Raw genomic sequence first — 18,838 nt, forward strand, 5'->3', positions numbered from 1 at the left:
AGGAACCTGAGCGTTCCTTTTTTTGTTTATCCAAGAAGATTTTGTAGCCACTGGCTGCCGTAAATCCAAAAGTAGCTATATGCAATGATTGAGACAGGACGGCACAAGAGGGTGATCAGAATGAATTTCCGATAAGACATAGAAGTTAGACCAGTGATCATAACGACAATATCTGCTGGAGAAATCGGTGACAACATGCAGAAGATAAAGAAGAGTTCATAGCCTCGTTTGTTGTCGATCTTACTTTCATACTTTTCAAAGGTTTCTTCATTCATAAAGAGCAGGCAGAATTTTTTTCCATATCTTCTTGCTAAGGCGAAGAGGAGGATGCTGCCGATTGAGATACCGACATAGTTCAGGAAAAAGCCCCGCCAAAAATTGAAGACCAAAAAGCCGACAACCGTAGTAACCCCCCCAGGAATAATCGGAAATACAACTTGAAGAATTTGAATGCCAAGAAAGGATAGACTGCCAAAAGCGCCGTGGCTTTTAATCATGTCTGTCAGGACATTCTGATCATTTAGAATTCCGATACGGTAAAGCCAAATTACAAAAAAGAAGGATGCAATCAGGGTTAAAATGCTGAGTACCTGAATGGTTTTCTGCCAAAATTTATACATAATACTATTTTACCATTTTTCTTTTATTTTCCAAATACTAATAATCTCTAAAAAAGTCTTGCATTTTGTTTGATACTTTGCTATAATAATTCCCGTATTCAACCTCGGGGTTGTTACGGATTCGACAGGCATTATGAGGCTTGTTCTGCAACTCATCGGCAGATGTAAAAATGCCAGTTAAATATAACTGCAAAAAATACAAACACTTACGCATTAGCAGCTTAATAACCTGCCTGCGTGACCAGTCGCGAATTGCTTGTGTTTGCTGATTGGTCTTAAAACAACAAGCTACGTTGGAATTGAGTCAGGCAGTTCCAAAAGAGATTTACTGACTCGCTTGGTCTAGGTTTGAGTTATGTATCGAGTCCAAGTTAAAGCAAGACATAACCTATGGTTGTAGACGAATAAGTTAGCAGGTGTTTGGACGTGGGTTCGACTCCCACCAGCTCCATATATGGAAGATTACTCAAGAGGCTCAAGAGGCCGTGTTGGAAACGCGGTAGGCGTGTAACAGCGTGCGTGGGTTCGAATCCCATGTCTTCCGTATGATAGAAAGGACAATGTTCGGCATTGTTCTTTTTTTGTGTTCTTTTTTCAAATTTTTCTTGAAATATAAATGAATTGTGCTAAGATAGGAACAATATCGTTTTAGGAGGTTCCCAGTGCACTTAGAAGAATTGAATCAACTGGCTAAAGTTGAACTCCATTGTCATCTTGACGGGTCCTTGTCGCTTGAGGTGGTTCGTCAATTGGCAGGACTTGCCAAGATTGACTTGCCTCCGTCCGATCAGGAATTGCAAGGATGCTTACAAGCGCCTGAGAGCGTTGAGAGTTTGAATGACTATCTTAAAGTCTTTTCATTCGTGAGGCCCTTGCTTCAAACGAGAGAAGCCTTGTCACTTGCAGCCTATGATGTTGCTCGCCAAGCTGCGCAAGATGGTGTTATCTATCTGGAAGTTCGTTTTGCACCGGAATTATCCATGGATCAAGGCCTGTCAGCTGCTCAAGTTGTTCAAGCTGTGCTAGCAGGTTTACATGCTGCTCGAGAGGAGTTTGGCATACTCGCCAAAGCCTTGGTCTGTGGTTTGAAACAATCCCCAGATGAGTTGAACCAAGCTGTCTTTGAAGAGGTGGTTTCCCTTGCTGATTCTGGATTAGCTGGATTTGATTTTGCCGGAAATGAGGTGGATTTCCCGACCCAGCAGATGGAGAAGGCCATAAAAGACTGCCAGGCTTTAGGCTTGCCTATGACCTTTCATGCTGGCGAATGTGGCTGTTCTGCCAATGTCGCTTATGCTGTGCAATTGGGCATTAAACGCATCGGTCACGGAACAGCACTTGGAAAAAGTCCAGAGGTTATTAACCAGGTTCTTGCAGCAGGTACAACCATTGAGATGTGTCTGACGAGTAACCTCCAAACAAAGGCTGTTGCTAGCTTGGCGGAGTTTCCATATCCAGCTCTTTATCAGGCAGGAGTTGCGCTCACAATTAATACAGATAATCGTACGGTATCCAATACGACGTTGACAAGAGAATACAGTCTTTTTCAAGAGTATTTTCAGACCAGTAAGGACGATTTTTACCAGTTTAATTGCAATGCTATTGAGGCCTCCTTTGCTTCTGTTGAGGAAAAAGAGATCTTGCGCAAGCAACTGGAAGCGAATTATCAATCAAAGTAAAGAAAGAAGCTCTTTGACCAAGTGGTCGTGGAGCTTTTTTTCTTACTGTAAATTGAGTTTCTTACTCATAATATAGTGGGTTCCAAAATAGTAGCCGAAAGCTAGTAAGATGGAGAGGAATGTGAGAATTGGATTCGGCAAGATAGACAAGCTAGATCCGTAGAGTGTTTCCAATTCTGAGAGGTAGAAGAGGGAACTGATGATACCTACTATAGATGAAATGGAGAAGTAGGCAATGAAGGCCATCAAGGTGCGGTAGTCTTTAAACAATTGGCCGATGGAGATAGAGAAGTAAATTAGTAAAATTGAGTGAACAGTAGAAACAAATTGGGCAAATCCATATTGTAGAATACTTGGAATATCTGTTAATTCTGTTACAAATGTATAGGCACCAAAGAACTCATCAATCCCTGAAATACTGAAGGCAACCAAGAGGCTCAAGATTGCAATAATAGCTGCTAACAAGCTCCATAAGAGGGCTGAGACCAATTTTGACAAAATCAAATGATGAGCTGAAACAGGCAGGGTCATGGTAAGATAGCCCTGGCGACCATAAATGTTGTGGCGGAAGCGATTGACAATCAAAAAGAGTGTCGAAATTCCGATGGTAATGAGGATGGCAGCAAAGGCAAACATGACAAAGCCCAAAAGGGTTGCTTCTGCATTACTGATTTCACTTGTTTCTGCACGGATGACATTGGAACGTAGCCAGAAGCCAACGACAATGGCAATGGCTAAGACCAGGGCGTACAAAGCCAGGTACCATTTTCCGACGGATTTAAATTCATATTTTAACAGTTTAGCAAACATATCTTTTCCTTTCCTCTAAGCCTTGAAATCTGAACGGAAGAGTTCATCAATTGATTGACCAGAATCAATACGGAGGTCATCAACATTGCCTTGTCGGACGATGCTACCATTCTGCAAAAAAATGACTTCATCCAAGATGGATTCGATATCAGAAATCAAGTGGGTTGAGATGATGACAGAAGCAGTCGGAGAATAGTTGCTCACGATTGTTTTCAAAATGTAATCACGCGCCGCAGGATCGACTCCGCCGATTGGTTCGTCTAAGACGTATAGTTGTGCTTGACGGCTCATAACCAAGATGAGTTGCACCTTTTCCTTGTTTCCTTTGGAGAGGTGTTTCATACGACTGGCTAGGTTAATCTGCAAATCTTCTAAAAGATGAAGGGCACGCGCTTGGTCAAAATCTGCATAAAAATCTTTAAACAATTCAACTGCTTCGATGACCTTCATATTTTCATCCAAGTAGGTCGTATCTGGGAGATAGGACACCATAGCCTTGGTCTCAGGAGAAGGAGTGCGGCCATTGATCAGGATTTGACCATACTCAGGCTGTAATAAGCCGTTCAAGAGCTTGATTAGTGTCGTCTTACCAGAACCGTTTGGACCCAAGAGTCCGATAATTTTTCCAGCAGAAAGTTTGAAGTTTACATTGTTCAGAGCTACAACGCCACCGTAAGATTTGGAAACTTGTTGAAATTCCAAAAGTGTAAGGTTTGTGTTATTCATTTAAATCTCCTTTCAAATAGTCGTCCAACTGCTGCACCAATTGGTCTTGACCAAAGCCTAAATCAACCATGTTGGTTACAAAATTTTCCAGTTCTGTTTGGGCTAAGGCTAGGCGGGTTTCTTGGATCAATTCAAGATTGTCGGTTACAAAACGTCCTGTTGTACGAACAGAGTATACGAAGCCCTCGCTTTCTAAATCGGACAAGGCCCGCTGTACAGTATTGGGATTGACACCAGCAGTTTCTGCCAAGTCACGGACGGTCGGTAACTTATCACCAGGTTTGAGTTGGTTGGTAACAATCTGAAGTTTTATGGTATTGGTTATCTGAATATAGATGGGGACATTGTTGTCGAATTTCCAGGCCATACTGTTTCCTTTCTAGGCAATTGCTCACCTGTATCTTTGTTCTATATACATAATACAACAACATGAAATAAAATGCAAGTATTTTGTTTAAAAAGTTTATTGATTTAATTTTTGATATAATAGAAGAAATGAATGAAGGAGGATGCCATGTTTGCCCAGCTAGATACCAAAACCGTTTATAGTTTTATGGATAGTATGGTGACCATTGAGGCCTATGTTGAAAAAGCAAAGGAACTCGGATATCAGTCCATTGGAATGATGGATAAACAAAACCTGTATGGTGCCTTTCATTTTCTTGAATGCTGTCAAAAAGCCGGTTTGCAACCCTTGATTGGATGTGAGATGGAGTGGAGACTGGAGGAAGAGCAGGACAAGTTGACCATTCTCTTTTTGGCTCTTTCAACCAAGGGGTACCAGCAGTTGATGAAATTATCGACGGCTAGCATGATGGGGCAAGAGGTCTTGCAGTTATCCGATTGGCACTTAGAAGATCTTGCACTTATTGTGCCCTATTTTCCAGGTGTTGAACGGCTGGACTTGGGATGTGATTTTTATATCGGAGTTTCTTTGGATACTCCTCAGAAGGAGTTTGGTCGTCCTCTGATTCCCCTCCATCAGGTTCGTTATTTTTCCAGTCAGCAAATTGAAGCCTTACAGGTTCTGCATGCAATCCGAGACAATCTGACGCTCAATCAAGTAGAGGATTTGGCTAGAAACCAGTCTTTAGTAGAGGCTCGTTCAATCAGACAGGCCTTTGCCCAACGTTTTCCAAGTGCTTTAGAGAATTTAGATCATTTGGTCAAAGGCCTTACCTATGAGATTGATGCTAGCTTGAAATTGCCACGCTTCAATAGGGAAAGACCAGCAGTTGAAGAACTACGTGAAAAGGCAGAAGCAGGGCTGAGAAACAAGGGCCTTTGGCTACCAGACTATCAGAAACGTTTGGTGCACGAATTAAGTGTCATTCATGAGATGGGCTTTGATGATTATTTCCTAATTGTTTGGGATTTGTTGCGGTTTGGTCGCAGTCAAGGCTATTATATGGGAATGGGAAGGGGGTCAGCTGTTGGAAGCTTGGTAGCCTATGCTTTAAACATTACAGGTATCGATCCAGTTCGCCATCACCTACTCTTTGAACGATTCTTAAACAGCGAACGCTACACCATGCCGGATATCGATATTGATATTCCAGATATTCACCGTGGGGACTTTATTCGTTATGTTCGTGACCGCTACGGAACCATGCATGCTGCTCAGATTGTGACTTTCTCAACCTTTGGAGCTAAGCAGGCCATTCGCGATGTCTTTAAGCGTTTTGGAACACCAGAATATGAATTATCTGCCTTGACTAAAAAAATCTCATTCAGAGACAATTTGGCGTCAGCCTATCAGGGGAATGCCTCATTTCGTCAGTTGATTAACAGCAAACTGGAGTATCAAAAAGCATTTGCCATTGCCCAACAAATTGAAGGTCAACCACGCCAAACCTCCATTCATGCAGCAGGCCTTGTGATGAGTGACCAAGACCTGACCGACACTATTCCTCTAAAAGCTGGAGAGGATATGCTCATCACCCAGTACGATGCGCACGCAGTTGAAGCCAATGGTTTGTTGAAGATGGACTTTTTGGGGCTTCGGAATTTGACCTTTGTTCAAAAAATGGCAGAAAAAGTGGCAGATCGCTATGGAAAAGAGATAGACATTGCAAATATTGACTTGGAAGATCCAGCAACGCTGGCACTCTTTGCAGCAGGTAAGACCAAGGGGATTTTTCAATTTGAACAACCTGGCGCCATCAGTCTCTTGAAGCGGGTCAAACCCAATCGCTTTGAAGAAATTGTTGCGACAACTAGTCTCAATCGACCAGGAGCCAGCGATTATTCTGAAAACTTTGTCAAACGAAAGCACGGTAAAGAAGCAGTGGATTTGCTTGATCCATCGATTGCACCCATCTTACAGCCAACCTACGGCATCATGCTCTACCAAGAGCAAGTAATGCAGATTGCCCAAGTCTATGCAGGTTTTTCTCTTGGAAAAGCTGACTTGCTACGGAGGGCCATGTCTAAGAAAAACGCCAAAGAGATGCAAGCCATGGAAGAAGCCTTTGTGATGGGAGCTCGTTCTAAGGGGCATGACGAGGAAAAAGCCAAGGACATTTTTGCTATGATGGCTAAATTTGCAGGATATGGTTTCAACCGTAGCCATGCCTATGCCTATTCGGCCTTAGCTTTTCAGATGGCTTTTTTTAAAACCCACTATCCAGATGTTTTCTTTGATGTGATGTTGAATGATTCTAGCAGTTCTTACATTACAGATGCTTTGCAAATGGACTTCAAACTCGCCAAGCCCACCCTCAACACCATACCCTATCATGATAAAATCGCAAATGGGCAGATTCACCTGGGCTTGAAACAAATCAAGGGTCTTGCCAAGGATTTCTCCCTTTGGTTGATGGAGGCTCGTCCCTTCCATTCAGTAGAAGATTTTATCCTCCGTCTGCCAGCAAACTATCAGAAAAAAGATTTCTTGTTGCCGATTATTCAGCTGGGCTTATTTGATGATTTGGAACCCAACCGTAAGAAAATAGTAGAAAATTTGGATAATCTCTTTGTTTTTGCAGAAGCCTTTGGCTCCTTCTTTGCAGAAGAATCCTACAGTTGGATAGAATCAGATGATTATCCAGACAGTGAAAAGTTTGAGATGGAGCAGGCCTTGCTTGGTGTTGGAATCAGCCCCCATCCCTTGGTCTCTATTCGAAAAGCCAGCTCTTTCAAACTTGATAGCCTGTCGGATTTGCTAGTGGGCAACCGTGCGACCATCCTCGTCGAGGTCCTATCTGTTCGAGTTATTCGCGCGAAAAAATCTGGGCAGCAGATGGCCTTCCTCCAGGTTTCTGATACCAAAGATCGTCTAGAAGTGACTATCTTTCCAGAAGCCTTTCAACAATTTGGCCATTTTTTAGCAACTGGCGCCTTGCTGTATATTAGTGGAAAAGTACAGGAGCGGGATGACAAGCTACAATTGGTTGTAGAACACATCCAACCAGCTAGTTTAGAAAAATGTTGGTTGCAGTTAGCAAACTCATCTTTTGATCAGCAAATTGCCCGTATCTTGAAAAAATATCCAGGGACAATTCCAGTCATTGTCCATTATCAAGATCAAAATCGGACCCTTCAATTACAGGGAATCTATGTCCAAAAAACACCAGATTTAGAAGCAGAATTGGCTGACTATGTGATGAAAACGGTTTTTCGGTAAAAAATCGCAAAAAGTCAAGCAAGTTCGCTCTAAGTGTGTTATAATAAGGCAGTTAATTTGAAAATAAAAGGAGCAAATGAAATGAAGCGTATTGGTGTTTTGACTAGTGGCGGAGATGCCCCTGGTATGAATGCTGCTATTCGTGCAGTTGTTCGCCAAGCAATTTCAGAAGGAATGGAAGTTTACGGGATTAGCGAAGGCTACGCAGGTATGGTAGCTGGGAAAATCCAACCGTTGACAATTCGATCAGTTGGAGACATCATCTCTCGTGGTGGTACTTTCCTAGGTTCTGCTCGTTACCCAGAATTTGCTCAGTTGGAAGGCCAACTGAAAGGGATTGAGCAGTTGAAAAAACATGGCATTGAAGGCGTCGTTGTTATCGGTGGTGATGGTTCATACCACGGTGCAATGCGTTTGACGGAACATGGCTTCCCAGCTGTTGGTGTTCCTGGTACAATCGATAACGACATCGTTGGTACGGACTTCACAATCGGTTTTGACACAGCTGTGACAACTGCTATGGATGCCATCGATAAAATTCGCGATACATCATCCAGTCACCGCCGTACTTTTGTTATCGAAGTAATGGGTCGCCATGCTGGTGATATCGCACTTTGGTCAGGTATTGCTGCAGGTGCAGATGTGATTGTCGTCCCAGAAGAAGGATTCGACATCAAAGATGTTGTTGCAAAAATCAAACAAGGTTACGAAACAGGCAAGAAGCACAGTATCGTTGTCTTGGCTGAAGGTGTGATGCCAGTTGCTAAATTCGCTGAAGAATTGAAAGCAGCAGGTGATGTGAGCGATCTTCGTGTAACAGAACTTGGTCACATTCAACGTGGTGGTTCACCAACTGCTCGTGACCGTGTCTTGGCATCTCGTATGGGTGCACACGCTGTTAAATTGCTCAAAGAAGGCCGCGGTGGTCTTGCTGTTGGTATCCGCAATGAGCAAATGGTTGAAAACCCAATCCTTGGAACTGCTGAAGAAGGCGCATTGTTCAGTTTGGCAGAAGATGGCAAGATTATTGTCAACAACCCACACAAGGCAGACTTGGGTCTTGCTACATTGAACAGAGAAATTTCTTTCTAATCAGAGCACATCATTCGTTTCTAGGGTCATAAGACCAGTAAAATATAAAGGAGTTTTGTTAAGATGAACAAACGTGTAAAAATTGTTGCAACCCTTGGTCCTGCGGTAGAAATCCGTGGCGGTAAAAAATTCGGTGACGATGGTTACTGGGGTGAAAAATTGGATGTTGAAGCATCAGCACAGAAAATTGCTGCCTTGATTACAGAAGGTGCTAACGTTTTCCGTTTCAACTTCTCACACGGTGATCACCAAGAGCAAGGTGACCGTATGGCAACTGTACGTCGTGCAGAAGAAATCGCTGGTAAAAAAGTTGGTTTCTTGTTGGATACAAAAGGTCCAGAAATCCGTACAGAATTGTTTGAAGACGATGCAAAAGAGTACGCTTACTCAACTGGTGACAAATTACGTGTTGCAACAAAACAAGGTATTAAATCAACAAAAGAAGTGATTGCTTTGAACGTTGCAGGTGGTTTGGATGTCTTTGACGATGTTGAAGTTGGTAAACAAATCCTTGTTGACGACGGTAAACTTGGCTTGACTGTTGTTGAAAAAGATGCTGTAAACCGTGAATTTGTTGTTTTGGTTGAAAACGATGGCGTTATCGCAAAACAAAAAGGTGTGAACATTCCTTACACTAAAATTCCTTTCCCAGCACTTGCAGACCGTGATAATGCGGACATCCGCTTTGGTTTGGAGCAAGGTTTGAACTTCATCGCAATCTCATTTGTACGTACTGCAAAAGACGTTGAAGTTGTTCGTAACATCTGTAAAGAAACTGGTAACGATCATGTTCAATTGTTTGCGAAAATCGAAAACCAACAAGGTATCGACAACATCGATGAAATCATCGAAGCAGCAGATGGTATCATGATTGCTCGTGGAGACATGGGTATCGAAGTACCATTTGAAATGGTTCCAGTTTACCAAAAAATGATTATCACTAAAGTGAATGCAGCTGGTAAAGCAGTTATCACAGCAACAAACATGTTGGAAACAATGACTGAAAAACCACGTGCAACTCGTTCAGAAGTATCAGACGTATTCAACGCAGTTATCGACGGTACTGATGCAACAATGCTTTCAGGTGAGTCTGCAAACGGTAAATATCCAGTTGAATCAGTTCGTACAATGGCAACTATCGCTAAAAACGCACAGACTCTTCTTAATGAATATGGTCGTTTGAACTCTGATCACTTTAACCGTGCATCTAAAACAGAAGTTATTGCATCTGCAGTAAAAGATGCTTGTCATTCAATGAACATCAAGTTGGTTGTAACAGTTACTGAAACTGGTTACTCAGCACGTGCTATTTCTAAATACCGTCCAGATTCAGACATCTTGGCAGTAACCTTCACTGAAAAAGTTCAAAAATCATTGATGTTGAACTGGGGTGTCATTCCAGTTGTGACTGAAAAACCTGAATCAACTGATGATATGTTTGAATTGGCTGAGCGCGTTGCTAAAGAGCAAGGCTTGGTTGAAGCTGGTGATGACATTATCATTGTAGCTGGTGTTCCAGTTGGTGTTGCTGGTTCAACAAACACAATGCGTGTTCGCACTGTAAAATAATTTATAAGAAAAAAGCCTATTGTAGCAACGTTTCTGCGTTGTTCAATAGGTTTTCTTTTTTGTTTTGGGGCAGTTTGAAGTAAAAAGAAAAGCCAAGATCAGTTCTTGACTTTTGTGATGTAGTTGTCTGGTGTGTAGGCAGTTCTGTCGAAGTTTGTTTCTTTTCCAAGAATTTCCATCGCAATTTGCCAACCGATATAAGGACCGTTGGTCAGGCCGGTTGAACCGAGTCCACTTGTTACCCAGAGATGGTTCTGATCAGCGACTTGTCCATAGAATGGCGAGTAGGTTGAAGTATAGGCGCGGGTACCGATGCGGGTGCGAGCGATTGGAAAATCTGCTAATTGGGGCATGAATTCCTGAGAGCGGTCACGCATGGCCTGGATTTTATCGGGATCTAGTTCGAGGTCATAGCCCATATCATCTTCATGGGTTGCACCAACGATGATACGTCCTTGAGAAAATGGCAAGATATCAATTTCACCATAAGGCATGCAGACTGGCCAATTTTCAGTGTCAAAGTGTGTGTCCAATTCAAAGAGTTGTCCCTTTTGTGGGCGGACATCCACTTGGTAGCCAATTGGTCCCAATAAATCGGGTAACCATGCACCTGCAGTTAGGAGGATATGGTCGGCTGTCCATTCTTCTTGACCAACTAAGACAGTCTGTTCATCCTTCAAACCAACTTTTTGACGGAAGATTTGCCCACCATTTTCAAGAAATTGTTGGTGGAGGATATCCAAGAGTTTACCACCATCCACTCGTCCACCGCCTTCTAGATGAAGACCAAAAAATTCATCCTTTAAAAGCGGGAGGTAGTCCAGAAGTTCCTCTTTTTCCAGTTGCTGAATCTGACCAATGACAGGAGCATCTTCACGTCTATCCAAGGCAATTTTCTCGACCTTTTCAATCAAGTCCTTCCGACTCTTTAGGCCGATGGTTCCAGTCACCTGGAAGGGCAAGTCGTTGATGCCATCTGCTCTTAAATCTGCCATCAGTTGTCGATAAAAACCGGCCCCTGAGGAGGTCAGACGGTACCAGTCTTTGTTTTTCTTCTGGGCCATCCAGGGGCAGATAATGCCAGCTGCCGCCCTTGTTGCAGTACCGATGCCTTCATCAACTAAGCGAATGGACAGATCAGGGGATTTGGATAAGTAATAGGCTGCTGTGGAGCCAACAATGCCTCCACCGATAATGATAATTTCTTTCTTCATAATGTTCATTATATCACAAATTCGCTTGGGTTTATTTATTTTTTTGTGCATGATACAATAGAAAAAAGGAGAAATTATGTCTGATATTATGTATCCAGAGGTTCTGACAGTCGGGTCAGGATCCATTCGCATTGCGACAGTTGGCGATAGTTTGACCTATGGCTATGGTCTGGAGGACCGCCTCAATCATGCCTACCCTTGTATTTTAGCTGAGAGGTTAGGGCATGCCTATCAAGTGGCGAATTTTGGTCTTAGCGGCCGTTCCTTGCAATCAACGGCTGACTATCCTTATTTCCAAGAAAAAAATGCCCAATTATCCCTAGACTATCAACCAGATCTGGTCTTGATAATGATTGGTAGCAATGATAGCCGAGCACCTTATTGGAATCAGGAGCGATTTGAACAGGAATACCGTCAAATGATTGAAACCTACCTGAACTTGGATAGCCAACCGGATGTCATTGTCATGGTGCCGCCCTATGTTCCGACCAGTCGTTTCGGTTTGAACAACGAGATTATCAAGACTGTCCTACAAGAGATGATTCCCCGTTTGGCTGAAGAATATGGTCTGGAATGGATCAACTTTTATCCCTTGACAGAAGGACATGTTGAATATTATAGTGACGGCCTGCATTTGACCCCACTTGGCAATCAATTGTTGGCTGATGAAGTCTATCGGAAAATCACTTCCTAAGCCATGCAGAAAGTTTCGTTTTGTGGCTGAAATATGCTATACTAGTAAGCAGTATAAGGAGATTTTATGGTAAAAAGAGATTTAATCAAGAATGTGATTTTACTGGCTTCTCTTTTGTTTGGTTTACTGGCTGTTCGTTTTTATTTCTTTGAGCCTGTGACCATTCAATCATCGATGGCCAACGCGTATTTGAAAGAAAAAGATTTGATTGTCGCTGTCAAAGGCACCGATCTGAGCTATGGAGACTTTGTCCTTTACAAGGTTGACAATAAAGAATATGTCGGGCGACTCATTGCCAAAGAAAATGATACCGTGACTTACATGGATGATGTCTTTTACCGCAATGAAGCAGTCGTAGAAGAGGCTTACCTTTCTGGCAGCCATTTCCAAGAATACTATACACAAGATTTTTCAATCGCAACCCTGACCAATGGGGAGTACCAAGCTATTCCTGCCAAGTACTATCTCATTCTCAATGATGACAGAACCAACCTTGAGGATAGCCGAACATTTGGTTTGATTGCACAAGACCAGGTTGTGGGGCGGCTGACCTTCCGTCTCAGTCCCTTATCTGAATTTGGTTTTATCGATACTGGAATTGTCCAACAATAATACCGAGCAATCGGTATTTTTTTGTTGAAAAAACATCCGAAGTTGACTAGACCAATTTTTTGATTGACAGATGATAAATGTTTGTATATACTATGTTTATCGCTCTTTTAGAAGATAGAGTTGACTATACCAATTTTAAGAAAAATTTAAGAAAGTTCAATTTCTCTGGAAATTGAAGGTGAACTGTATGTGTGGAATCGTTGGTGTTGTTGGAAATGCAAATGCAACTGATATTTTGATTCAAGGACTTGAAAAATTAGAATACCGTGGCTATGATTCAGCAGGTATTTTCGTAACCGGTGGCGACCAGTCCCACTTGGTTAAGGCTGTTGGACGCATTGCAGAGCTGTCTGCAAAAGTGGGAGATACGACCGAGGGTACAACAGGAATTGGTCATACTCGCTGGGCAACTCACGGCAAACCAACTGAGGATAATGCTCACCCACATACCTCACAAACAGGTCGTTTCGTCCTTGTTCACAACGGCGTGATTGAAAACTACCTTGATATGAAAAATGACTACTTGGCTGGTCATGATTTCAAGGGTCAAACAGATACGGAAATCGCTGTACACTTGATCGGCAAATTTGTTGAAGAAGACGGCTTGTCTGTATTGGAAGCCTTCAAAAAAGCTCTTCATATCATCCAAGGTTCCTATGCCTTTGCCTTGATTGATGCCGAAAATCCTGATACGATTTACGTTGCCAAAAACAAATCTCCACTTTTGATTGGTTTGGGAGATGGTTACAACATGGTCTGCTCAGACGCTATGGCGATGATTCGTGAAACCAGCGAATACATGGAAATCCACGACAAAGAATTGGTTATCGTGACCAAAGATAGCGTTCAAGTGACAGACTATGAGGGCAATGCCATTGAACGCGGTAGCTATACGGCTGAGCTTGACTTGTCAGATATCGGTAAGGGAACTTATCCATTCTACATGCTCAAGGAGATCGACGAGCAACCAACCGTTATGCGTAAATTGATTTCAACCTATGCAGATACAGACGGTAAGATGACGGTTGATTCTGCGATTGTGAAAGCCGTTCAGGATGCTGACCGTATTTACATCTTGGCGGCAGGGACTTCTTACAATGCAGGATTTGCCTCTAAGAACATGATTGAAGCCTTGACAGATACCCCTGTTGAATTGGGTGTGGCGTCTGAGTGGGCCTACCACTTACCAATTCTCAGCAAGAAACCACTCTTTATCCTCTTGACCCAGTCAGGTGAAACAGCTGATAGCCGTCAGGTATTGGTGCGTGCTAACGAGTTAGGCATTCCAAGTTTGACTATTACAAACGTTCCTGGTTCAACCCTTTCACGTGAAGCGACTTATACTATGTTGCTCCATGCTGGTCCTGAGATTGCCGTTGCCTCAACCAAGGCTTACACAGCACAAGTAGCGGCTCTTGCCTTCTTGTCTAAGGCAGTTGGTGAAGCGAATGGCAAGCAAGAGGCAATCGACTTTGATTTGGTACATGAATTGTCAATTGTTGCCCAGTCTATCGAAGCGACTCTTTCTGAGAAAGACTTGATTGCTGAAAAGGTTGAAAAACTCTTGGCAACGACTCGCAATGCTTTCTATATCGGCCGTGGCAATGACTACTACGTGACGCTTGAAGCGGCTCTTAAGTTGAAAGAAATCTCTTATATTCAGACAGAAGGCTTTGCGGCTGGAGAATTGAAACACGGAACCATCTCCTTGATTGAAGACGGTACTCCAGTGATTGCTCTGCTTTCTGCCAATGAAAAAGTAGCAGCTCACACCCGCGGAAACGTTGCAGAGGTTGTTTCTCGTGGCGCTAATACCTTGATTGTGGTGGAAGAGGGCTTGGACCGTGAAGGCGACGATATTGTGGTCAACAAGGTGCACCCATTCTTGTCACCTATCTCCATGGTTATCCCAACACAGTTGATTGCCTACTATGCTTCCTTCCAACGTGGTTTGGATGTCGATAAGCCTCGTAACTTGGCAAAAGCGGTTACGGTTGAATAAAAATGAAAGGATTTGGGGCAACCCAGTCCTTTTTTCGTGAAAATTGCAAAAAAATGCTGAAATTTATTAAAAATTCTGAATAATTCTTTGTTTTCTAAGAGGAATTTTGATATACTAGTATCTAACTATCACAAGAGGAGGGACTATGTCTTACATTTTTGAAATTTTACCTAGCCTGTTAGATGGGGCTTTGGTATCCTTACAAGTGTTTGTATTTGTCTTGGTCTTGTCTCTTCCCTTGGGAGCTGTCTTGGCCTTCCTGATGCAAATGAAGTTTGCTCCCTTACGCTGGTTCTTGCAGTTCTATGTGTTGATTATGCGAGGCACTCCCTTGCTCTTGCAATTGATTTTTATCTATTATGTCTTGCCAAGTGTTGGAGTGACCTTTGATCGGATGCCATCGGTCATCATTGCTTTTACTTTGAATTACGCAGCTTATTTCTCTGAGATTTTTAGAGGAGGAATTGAAGCCATTCCTGCGGGTCAATATGAAGCTGCAAAAGTCTTGAAGTTTACACCATTTCAGACCATTCGTTTTATCGTCTTACCACAGGTTGTCAAAATCGTTCTTCCGAGCGTGTTTAATGAAGTGATCACCTTGGTAAAAGATACTTCTCTGGTCTATGCCTTGGGCGTAAGTGACCTCTTGTTGGCTAGTCGAACGGCTGCCAACCGTGATGCCAGCTTGGCGCCAATGTTTATCGCAGGTGCTATCTACCTGCTTATGATTGGGGCTGTAACTCTAGCTTCGAAACAAATTGAAAAGAAATTTGACTACTACAAATAGGAGGAGAAGAGATGTTAGAACTTCGCAATCTTTCGAAACGCTTTGATAACAAACAAATTTTCTCCAACTATGATTTGGTGATTCCAGAAGGAAAGATTATCGCTATTGTTGGTCAGTCTGGAGGAGGGAAAACAACGCTTCTCCGTATGCTTGCTGGCTTGGAATCAATCGATGAGGGGACTCTTATCTACAATGGTCAGGAACTGCCTGTTGAGGAGTTGGGAAAACGACATCTGCTGGGCTTTGTCTTTCAGGACTTCCAGCTTTTCCCTCACTTGTCTGTTTTGGAAAATTTGGTCCTATCTCCTGTGAAAACGCAGGATATGCCGCGTCAAGAGGCGGAAGACAAGGCCCGGAAACTACTTGAGAAGCTGGGTTTGGCCCAGCATGCAGACGCCTATCCATTTTCTCTCTCCGGTGGTCAAAAGCAACGTGTGGCGCTAGCGCGTGCCATGATAATTGATCCAGAAATCATTGGCTATGATGAGCCGACTTCGGCTTTGGACCCTGAGTTGAGGAGAGAAGTGGAGAATCTTATCTTGCAGAACCGTGAGACGGGTGTTACTCAGATCGTAGTGACCCATGATATGCAGTTTGCGGAAAATATTGCGGATGAGATTATCAAGATTGAACCCAAACACTAGAATAGGATAATCGACTATGAAAATGAAAAATCTACTCCTCGGAACACTTGCTTTTGTTTCTTCTTTAACACTTGCTGCGTGCAGCTCTTCTTCTACAACAAGCCAAGATAATTGGGCAACTTATGAAGAAGAAAAGACCATCACAATTGGTTTTGACAAGACCTTTGTTCCAATGGGCTTTGAAGCGACGGATGGTAGCTACACTGGTTTTGATATTGACCTTGCGACAGCTGTTTTTGAAAAATATGGCATCGCAATTGAGTGGCAGCCGATTGACTGGGATTTGAAGGAAACTGAGCTCAACAATGGCAATATTGATCTGATTTGGAATGGTTACTCTGTGACTGCAGAGCGCCAAGAGAAGGTCCTGTTCACAGATGCCTACATGGATAACCAACAAGTCTTGGTAACCAAGAAATCATCAGGTATTGATAGTGTGGCTGGCATGGAAGGTAAGATTTTAGGAGCTCAAGCTGGTTCTTCCGGTTACTCCGTCTTCGAATCACAAACAGCTATTTTGAAAGATATTGTTTCTGGTAATGATGCGACCCAGTATGCAACCTTTAACGAAGCCTTGATTGATTTGAAAAACGATCGTATTGACGGTCTCTTGATTGACCGAGTCTATGCTAACTATTACTTGCAACAAGAAGGCATTATTTCTGACTACAACATCATTGATGCAGGTTACGAAGATGAAGCTTTTGCCGTTGGTGCCCGCAAGTCAGACACGACTTTGGTAGAAAAAATCAACGCAGCCTTTAAAGAACTCTACGCAGAAGGTCGCTTCCAAGAAATTTCAAATACTTGGTTTGGTGATGACGTAGCAACAGATGCTGTAAAAAACTAAATGAAACAATAAGACAGCGAGTCCAAATGATTCGTTGTTTTTTTGTCACAATTTTTGTGACAAGATTTGAGTTTTGCTGAGTCAGGGCTTCTTGTATAATAAAATTACAATAACAGGAGGAAAAATATTATGGAAAATTCTTCAATCCGTGTTCGTCTTCAAAAGTTGGGGACAACACTGTCTAACATGGTCATGCCCAATATTGGTGCCTTTATCGCTTGGGGTGTATTGACCTCGCTTTTCATTCCAACAGGTTGGTTGCCAAATGAAACCTTTGCAACCATTGTTGGTCCGATGATTACCTATCTCTTGCCACTCTTGATTGGTTATACAGGTGGTTACAATGTCTACGGCCAACGTGGTGGTGTTATGGGTGCAATCTTGACCATGGGTGTGATTGCAGGATCTAGCGTTCCAATGTTCATCGGTGCCATGATTGTTGGTCCTTTCGGTGCTTGGGTTATCAAGAAATTTGACCAAGCGATTCAACCAAAAATCCGTCCAGGTTTGGAAATGTTGATCAACAACTTCTCTGCTGGTTTGATTGGTTTTGTCTTGATGTTGATGACCTTCAAAGTTGTTGGTCCATTCGTTGAAAGCATGACTGGTGTGGTTGGTGATGCAGTACAAGCAATCGTTGATATGAAACTCTTGCCACTTGCCAACATCATCATCGAGCCTGCTAAAGTTCTCTTCCTGAACAACGCCCTCAACCACGGTATCTTTACACCGCTCGGAACAGAGCAAGTCTTGGAAGCAGGTAAGTCTGTTCTCTTCCTCTTGGAAGCTAACCCTGGACCAGGTCTTGGTATCTTGCTTGCCTATGCCTTCTTCGGAAAAGGCTCTGCAAAATCTTCTTCATTAGGTGCAATGGTTATTCACTTCCTAGGTGGTATCCATGAAATCTACTTCCCATACGTATTGATGAAACCAGCCCTCTTCCTCGCAGCTATCGCTGGCGGTGTATCTGGTACTCTTGTATTCCAAACTTTAGGTGCAGGTCTTGCTGGTGCAGCTTCTCCAGGTTCAATCATTGCGATTACCTTGATGTTGCCAAAAGGAGATAATACATTTGGAAATGCTTTGGCTGTATTTGCGGGTGTTCTCGCAGGTGCTCTTGCTTCCTTCCTAGTTGCGGCTATCATCTTGAAAGCTGACAAGTCAGAAGGTGAGTCATTGGAAGCAGCACAGGCTGCAACAAAAGCTGCCAAGGCTGTTGCAAAAGGCCAAGCGGTCGAAACAGTCGCTGCAGAAATCTCAGCAAACTCAGTTAAACAAATCATCTTTGCATGTGATGCTGGTATGGGTAGCTCTGCAATGGGAGCTTCGCTCCTTCGCGAAAAAGTCAAAAAAGCTGGCTTGGATATTCCAGTCACCAACAAGGCAATCGCAAACTTGCAAGATACTGAGCAAACCCTGATTGTGACCCAACAAGAATTGGCAGATCGTGCAGCTCAACGGACACCACGTGCTATTCATGTCGCTGTTGACAACTTCCTAACTTCTCCAAAATACGATGAAATCGTTGCTAAATTGCTAGGACAACCTGTTGTTGCAGTTGCAGCTCGAGTCTCAGAAGAAGCAAACCAAGCTGAAATTGATTTGAACTACATTGATGAAGTAGTTTTTGCCTACGGCCAATCCCAAGGTTCTGCCACAATGGGGCAAACAACTCTTGCTGCTATCTTTAAAAACAAGGGAATCGGCATTCCAGTTGCAAGCGTACCGTTTGAACAATTGGCTGAGCACAATGCTAAAAATATCCTTGTAGTCACAACCATTTCACAGCAAGCAGAAGTACAACAGGCTGCTCCAAATGCGCAACTTTTGGTTGTAGATAGCTTAGTAACAACACCAGAATATGATAAGATTGTTGCACGTATGCACAAGTAATTTTTTCAACAATGTAGTATA

General features: G+C 42.9%; 16 protein-coding genes, 1 tRNA gene and 1 other RNA gene. 13 read left to right on the forward strand and 5 right to left on the reverse strand.

Annotated elements, in window-relative coordinates:
* Positions 1–26: 26 nt before the first annotated feature.
* Positions 27–620, reverse strand: coding sequence for a TVP38/TMEM64 family protein (locus tag PXH68_RS03520; RefSeq protein ID WP_205030604.1), 594 nt, complete (start codon positions 618–620; stop codon positions 27–29).
* A 106-nt stretch (positions 621–726) separates the two neighbouring features.
* Here PXH68_RS03520 and ssrA point away from each other — a divergent pair.
* The 3 genes from ssrA to add all read left to right on the forward strand — a co-directional run bounded on the left by ssrA (position 727) and on the right by add (position 2,299).
* Positions 727–1,074: a transfer-messenger RNA gene (gene ssrA, locus PXH68_RS03525) on the forward strand.
* A gap of 2 nt (positions 1,075–1,076) precedes the next feature.
* Positions 1,077–1,164 (forward strand) — tRNA-Ser (locus PXH68_RS03530).
* 118 nt (positions 1,165–1,282) lie between these two features.
* Entirely contained in the window at positions 1,283–2,299 is a 1,017-nt protein-coding gene (gene add, locus PXH68_RS03535; RefSeq protein WP_248027353.1) for an adenosine deaminase, read from the forward strand.
* A gap of 42 nt (positions 2,300–2,341) precedes the next feature.
* On the opposite strand, the gene PXH68_RS03540 is transcribed toward add, so the two are convergent.
* Genes PXH68_RS03540 through PXH68_RS03550 form a run of 3 tightly spaced genes read right to left on the reverse strand, consistent with a single transcriptional unit; the run spans position 2,342 to position 4,202 of the window.
* Positions 2,342–3,109, reverse strand: a complete 768-nt coding sequence (locus tag PXH68_RS03540; RefSeq protein ID WP_248027351.1) for an ABC transporter permease — start codon at positions 3,107–3,109, stop codon at positions 2,342–2,344.
* A 15-nt stretch (positions 3,110–3,124) separates the two neighbouring features.
* Entirely contained in the window at positions 3,125–3,835 is a 711-nt protein-coding gene (locus PXH68_RS03545) for an ABC transporter ATP-binding protein (protein WP_158454571.1), read from the reverse strand.
* On the reverse strand, positions 3,828–4,202 hold the full coding sequence (locus PXH68_RS03550; protein ID WP_158454573.1) for a GntR family transcriptional regulator: 375 nt from the start codon (positions 4,200–4,202) through the stop codon (positions 3,828–3,830). The genes PXH68_RS03545 and PXH68_RS03550 overlap by 8 nt, the downstream gene beginning before the upstream one ends.
* A 147-nt stretch (positions 4,203–4,349) precedes the next feature.
* On the opposite strand from PXH68_RS03550, the gene PXH68_RS03555 reads away from it, so the two are divergent.
* From PXH68_RS03555 to pyk, 3 genes are all read left to right on the forward strand, one after another.
* The gene (locus PXH68_RS03555) at positions 4,350–7,460 is read left to right on the forward strand and encodes a DNA polymerase III subunit alpha (RefSeq protein ID WP_248027349.1); all 3,111 of its coding nucleotides are present in this window, start codon (positions 4,350–4,352) and stop codon (positions 7,458–7,460) included.
* Between the two features lie 81 nt (positions 7,461–7,541).
* Entirely contained in the window at positions 7,542–8,552 is a 1,011-nt protein-coding gene (gene pfkA / locus PXH68_RS03560) for a 6-phosphofructokinase (protein ID WP_158454575.1), read from the forward strand.
* 63 nt (positions 8,553–8,615) lie between these two features.
* Entirely contained in the window at positions 8,616–10,121 is a 1,506-nt protein-coding gene (pyk, locus tag PXH68_RS03565; protein WP_158454577.1) for a pyruvate kinase, read from the forward strand.
* A 98-nt stretch (positions 10,122–10,219) separates the two neighbouring features.
* Here pyk and PXH68_RS03570 read toward each other — a convergent pair whose 3' ends face one another.
* A complete protein-coding gene (locus tag PXH68_RS03570) occupies positions 10,220–11,335 on the reverse strand; it encodes an NAD(P)/FAD-dependent oxidoreductase (protein ID WP_248027347.1) in 1,116 nt (371 codons plus the stop codon).
* 76 nt (positions 11,336–11,411) lie between these two features.
* Here PXH68_RS03570 and PXH68_RS03575 point away from each other — a divergent pair, with 76 nt between their 5' ends.
* From PXH68_RS03575 to PXH68_RS03605, 7 genes are all read left to right on the forward strand, one after another.
* A complete protein-coding gene (locus PXH68_RS03575; RefSeq protein WP_248027345.1) occupies positions 11,412–12,029 on the forward strand; it encodes a DUF459 domain-containing protein in 618 nt (205 codons plus the stop codon).
* 66 nt (positions 12,030–12,095) lie between these two features.
* Positions 12,096–12,641 (forward strand): signal peptidase I, encoded by a 546-nt coding sequence (gene lepB, locus PXH68_RS03580; RefSeq protein ID WP_248027343.1) that lies wholly within the window; start codon positions 12,096–12,098, stop codon positions 12,639–12,641.
* 187 nt (positions 12,642–12,828) lie between these two features.
* Positions 12,829–14,643 (forward strand): glutamine--fructose-6-phosphate transaminase (isomerizing), encoded by a 1,815-nt coding sequence (gene glmS / locus PXH68_RS03585; protein ID WP_248027341.1) that lies wholly within the window; start codon positions 12,829–12,831, stop codon positions 14,641–14,643.
* Between the two features lie 145 nt (positions 14,644–14,788).
* On the forward strand, positions 14,789–15,430 hold the full coding sequence (locus PXH68_RS03590) for an amino acid ABC transporter permease (RefSeq protein ID WP_205030610.1): 642 nt from the start codon (positions 14,789–14,791) through the stop codon (positions 15,428–15,430).
* An 11-nt stretch (positions 15,431–15,441) separates the two neighbouring features.
* On the forward strand, positions 15,442–16,074 hold the full coding sequence (locus PXH68_RS03595) for an amino acid ABC transporter ATP-binding protein (protein WP_248027339.1): 633 nt from the start codon (positions 15,442–15,444) through the stop codon (positions 16,072–16,074).
* 16 nt (positions 16,075–16,090) lie between these two features.
* On the forward strand, positions 16,091–16,924 hold the full coding sequence (locus PXH68_RS03600) for an amino acid ABC transporter substrate-binding protein (RefSeq protein WP_205030611.1): 834 nt from the start codon (positions 16,091–16,093) through the stop codon (positions 16,922–16,924).
* Positions 16,925–17,053: 129 nt separating this feature from the next.
* Positions 17,054–18,817, forward strand: a complete 1,764-nt coding sequence (locus PXH68_RS03605; RefSeq protein WP_398582969.1) for a PTS mannitol-specific transporter subunit IIBC — start codon at positions 17,054–17,056, stop codon at positions 18,815–18,817.
* The last annotated feature ends 21 nt before the right edge of the window (positions 18,818–18,838 follow it).

The organism is Streptococcus sp. 29896 (assembly GCF_032594915.1).
GTDB classification, from domain to species: domain Bacteria; phylum Bacillota; class Bacilli; order Lactobacillales; family Streptococcaceae; genus Streptococcus; species Streptococcus suivaginalis.